The organism is Lacticaseibacillus jixiensis, assembly GCF_042847315.1.
Classification (GTDB): Bacteria; Bacillota; Bacilli; order Lactobacillales; family Lactobacillaceae; genus Lacticaseibacillus; species Lacticaseibacillus jixiensis.
Genome location: NZ_BAAFPR010000062.1, coordinates 1 through 4,908 on the forward strand (window position 1 = coordinate 1; position 4,908 = coordinate 4,908).

A 4,908-nucleotide genomic window follows, 5' to 3' on the forward strand; every position below is an offset into this window, starting at 1 on the left:
ATCTTCAATCGCTGGATTTAAGTGCATATAAACAGCGGCAAATAATTCCGGCGGGCCGGCTGCCCGTGTCTGGAATTATTTGCCGCTTTTGTTTGAAATCGAGTTGGTATAAAGCGCGCGTCGACACGATCATCTTGATGTAGCTCCTCTAAAAGAACTTCTTTATCCTTCAAATCAACTTCAGCAACAAGGCCAATGAGTAAACCATTCTCAAAGGCACGTTTTTCAGATGCAAGATTGTCTTCTAATATTTTTCGCCACTTAGGTGTTACGAATAGCGTCTCGATAATCCCGCTTGCATTGCGGCCAATAATGTAATACTCGTTTTCCACGGGAGCATCCAAAGATCGCAGTTCTGTTAACTGTTTTGAGGCAATAACAATTTTTAAATATCTATAATTCAGTTTCCCAAGTATTTGTTTCTTGTGTTGATTTAATTCGCGATCGATGATTTCTTCAAACGATTGTATACTGGTTAAATATTCAATCTGGGAGTCTTCCAACATACTCTCGTTTTCGCACAATATGATTGAATTATCTCGATCAGTGTACACTGTAATGTGCGATTCATTTCCTTTTGAGCTTAATTCTAAATCTGCAATGCGCTCACTTTCCTCCGGGAAATACCAATGGTGAGGATTAAGGAACTCTTTTCCCGCATCATACGGAAAGAAACGTGCTAGTGAATTAAAGAACTCTATATTCGCGTCAGCCTCAATATATGTCGGAACCATTAACGAAAGTGGGGACGCTCCCTCGTTGAGAACCCTGTGTTGCTGGTGCCATGTCTGAAATAGACCTGCTACTCCAGACGTCAGCCACATCTTTTCAATATTTAACGATGTCGGATCTGCATAACTCGTCAAGAAATCTACTATCTCAGAAATATTGGATGCGTAATTTAGAATTGCGATAACATCTGTACTGCGCATCCAATTTCGCACACCTCTTTCGCCGAACGATGATTTGTTGATGTTAGGTGAAAGATCTGTAGCGGCTACCAGCTGATAGACAATATTACTTTCTTTGGCGACTTTCACATGTGCTTTCAGCCCTATGCTCGGCTTCCCCTCAATTTCCACATCACAGTCTTTGAGTTCTGATTCAATCTGGTGAGTTACGGCGTCTGGTTCGTCTGTAACAATTATCACAACACATCGATCTTTATCAAACATGGCCAATACATCGTTTAACACCGTATCACCTTTGTCATTAGAGATAGTAGCCGAGCAAAGATAATCTGATACTCCATTCACACGATTAGTATAATTACTAATAACACGTTCCTGCAATGTTTGAGCAGTTGCACGTACCAAGCTTTCTGTCCGGTATTCCTGCTCAATTTTCTCTTCAAAAACTTCTTTCATCAGTGGTAGAAACACTGCTAAATGTAATTGATGAGTAAAAAATGGATATAATTCATCGTTTATGCTTCGATACTGTTCGAAAAATTCGAAAAGCCGGTTCGATTGAAAATCAGAATAGTTGATGCAAACATTTTGATAATATTTCTCTGTTGGGCATGACAAATCCGATTCAAACTTGTCATTAATGCTTGCGTCTTCATATAACACGTTTAGTAATTTATTCTCATACTCTAATATACATGTCCATATATTAGAAAATTGATTATCCAAAGACACTAGTTGATCAACAATATAACAGCTTTCATAGGTATCTTCAGAACCATTTCCAATAAACACTTGATAGTATTTATGATTCTTGTGCGAATAGAATTTAACTTCTCCGACGTCCACCAAAAAAGGCTCCGGCGGAAATATACCCTTTGTATAATGATCCTTTACGTCCTGATAAAAGCGAATAAAATCCCGATAATTATCAATCTTTTTATGACCGTATACTTTAGTTTCTTCATATGCAATGAAGTCCCGATTCAATTGATCAACAATTCCCAGATTTCGACGGTTTTCTGGCCACGAAGTTAAGGTAAATATTGCCGCTCCAAGCGATCTTATCTCGTACTTTTCAAGTCGTAGTTTTGACACCTTGATCTCCTCCTTATGTGCAACTTGCCACATCATGAATTCGTTCTGAATATTTTCAAATTTTCAATGTTTGCAAATATCTCTTCCGCAAGCATACCATAATTCATCACTCTACAGAACAAACGTTTGATATACAAAAATCCGGCCCAGATTTCTCCGGACCGGCTCTTTATTCTTGACAGGACGTTGGCAGAAAATCACTTCAATTCTACCTATTTCAATTCATTGTACGCATTAAAATCGCCGTTAAATCAGGCTTTTCATCCACATGCTTACCTGCAACTTATTCCCATTCAAGCGTATCTTCGGCGGCGCTAACCCGCGTCATACCAGGCTTTTTATGCCTCAGTCACCGTTTTGGCGGGGAGTTTGGCGGGGCTTAATTGATCGTACTTCACCGCCTGATTCCCAACGAACCGCACCTGATTCTGACCCGCCGTCTTGATCGTGATGTTACCCGCAATCTGTTCGGCGATGTCCGCATCCAGCCCGCCCCATAAGTGCGAGTAGTGCTTCAGCGTGATCTCCGGAGACGAGTGGCCTAAGCGCTTAGACAACACCAGCACTGAGACGTTGAACTCATTGATGAGATACGACGCGTGACTGTGGCGCAGCCCCTTGCCTTCGACTGGGTGTACCTGCGCCAACTTGGCGTAGCGGTGAATAATTCGCGAAATCGTGGACTTGGTCATCGGCAAGCCGTCATAGGTCATGATGAAGTCATCTACCCCACCCAGACCGAAACTCTTCTGCACCTCACGCCAGCGCCGTAGAATTGCCACGGTGTCATCGTCGAGCGTCAAGATCCGCTTGCCGCTGTCTGTCTTCGTGTAGTCGTGGCGTTCCCAGTCATGCCGGTTCTTCATCACCAGCATGTGGTCAACGTGTAGCTGCTTCTTGGCGAGATCAACATCCCGCCACCACAGCGCCGTGCCTTCGTTGACCCGCACGCCAGTCAGGAAGTACAGCCACAACATCACGAAGTTCAGGTGCCCGTAGATGTCATCAATGCAGATTTGAGCAATAACTTGTTCAAACTCGGCTTTCGTCCAGAACGGCACGCTGCTTTTGGCCTTGGGGATCGCCTTAACTCGCTTCGACACATTGCTGGACAGATACTGCATCTGCACCGCGTGATCAAGGGACTTGCGGAAACAGCCGAACACCAATCCAGCATAGCCTTGCGAGTAGCCGGCACCACCGTGTTTCTCATCCGTGAGCAGCCACGTGCGGAAGTTCTGCACGTCGGTGATGTCAATGTCACGCAGCAGCTGGTCGCCAAAGCGGGCGATACAGATATCAAAGCTGCGGTTGCGGACAGCGAAGGTGCTTTCCTCCACGTCGGTTTTGTAGGCTGGAATATACGCATCCTTCATGAATTGGCGGTAGGTCATGCGGAAGTTCGTAAACCCATGCGCCTCATGATATTCACGCTTCACCCGCGTAAGTTCCTTGTTCGCCGCAAACGCAGTGTTGAATGGCATTCCTTGACTGTCCTTCCGCCCTTTCTTGCGGACGCGCTTGCCACTCATCTTATCGGTGCCCAACTCGGTTTCATAGTAGAAGTTACCTTTGGCGTCTATGAATACGCCTGGATATTTGGTTTTACTCATTCTCAACAGCTCCATTCATCGGTGACCCGAGAATGGACTCAACGACAGAACGCGGCACGCGCCCTAAGTTTCGGTTGAGATACAAGGGATAACCCTTTTGTACCATCCTTTGCTTCGCTTGTCTAATAATATTGCGCGCGGTGTGCTGCTTAAAACCTAATGCCATCAGATCTTGATAGCAGACAAAACTCTTATCCAATTACGTCACTTCCTTCTCATTGATTGAAGTGAGATAATCAAACCAGATAGGACCCAAATCTTATCTGTGAAGGGTGACTACTTGCTTTGGTCGGCATAGTCGCTCTTTTTTGATGTCTCACTCAGTTCTGCATCCGTCAAAACGCCATTACGGTGGTGCTGATAGTGGTGAATCAAGTCCCAGTGGCGTTGCGTCAGTTTGCCGCCGTCAATAATCGCCTTCAGCTCGGTGGTGCCATTGTATTGATCAATCAGCTGCAACATCTTCAGCGACGGCGCGACCTGTTTCCTCAGCCAGCGGGTAATGTGCGCATAACTCAATGGTTCAGGGTCAGTTGAGAGTCGCAGCTTGTCGCGATTATTACCGATAAACGCATCCCAGCGCGGATCTGTCGCCCACTGACTCTTCGCTTTGTGGCTCGGCGTCAAGAAACGCAGGTAACGGTTGATAATGCCGAAAACCACTTTCTCAGGATCACGCTCTGCCAACAGATTCTTAATTGCAGCAGCGGCGCGTTTGCGACGTAACCGGACTTCAAAGCGTGTCCGTATCGGCTGATCTTCAATCGCAATCTCAGGGTGCTTCTGGTGTTGCTCAAAAGCCTTGTCGTAAATACAGAAGTACACTTCACTTTGCGGCGACCCCAGATACAAGGTTCTGCCCGATACCTTCCACTGCTTGGTGCGATTATCTCGGAAACCATGAAAACGTGAGGTGAATTCATCACGGTCACACTTCTCAATCAAGGTTGGTACGTCAAGCAATCCATTGCGATCATTGATGGCGAGGTCAACGCGGGTGAAATGACCGTCAAGCGCAATGCACGTCTCTAGGAAGTCGTACCAGGTGCGATTCTGCTGGCGCAAATACGATTCAACATAGCGGCAGCCTTGGCCCTTCAGTTCAATCATTGTGCCACTGTCTTCGCTTGGATCATAACCGTCTGCATTCACATCTTGATACGGCGACAGCAACACATCGATTTCACCACATTTGAAGGTCGCCGCGTACCCGTATCGCGCCCCTTCTTTGAGATTAAAGTGATTCAGGTTAATCTGGAACAGTTCGGTCACCAGTTCTTCATAGTCGT

General features: G+C 45.7%; 4 protein-coding genes. All 4 read right to left on the bottom strand.

Annotated features, from left to right (window positions below):
• Window positions 1-17 precede the first annotated feature (17 nt).
• Window positions 18-2,006: a hypothetical protein gene (locus ACGG90_RS15260; RefSeq protein WP_390410692.1), complete on the bottom strand. Its 1,989-nt coding sequence runs from the start codon at window positions 2,004-2,006 to the stop codon at window positions 18-20.
• Window positions 2,007-2,344: 338 nt separating this feature from the next.
• Window positions 2,345-3,619 carry a tyrosine-type recombinase/integrase gene (locus ACGG90_RS15265; RefSeq protein WP_274261220.1) on the bottom strand — a complete coding sequence of 425 codons (1,275 nt, stop codon included), beginning with the start codon at window positions 3,617-3,619 and terminating at the stop codon, window positions 2,345-2,347.
• On the bottom strand, window positions 3,612-3,818 hold the full coding sequence (locus tag ACGG90_RS15270) for a DUF3173 domain-containing protein (protein WP_033572650.1): 207 nt from the start codon (window positions 3,816-3,818) through the stop codon (window positions 3,612-3,614). Before ACGG90_RS15270 ends, ACGG90_RS15265 begins: the two co-directional genes overlap by 8 nt.
• Before the next feature lie 77 nt (window positions 3,819-3,895).
• A partial coding sequence (locus tag ACGG90_RS15275) for a replication initiation factor domain-containing protein (RefSeq protein ID WP_390410694.1) occupies window positions 3,896-4,908 on the bottom strand: 1,013 nt, incomplete at its 5' end.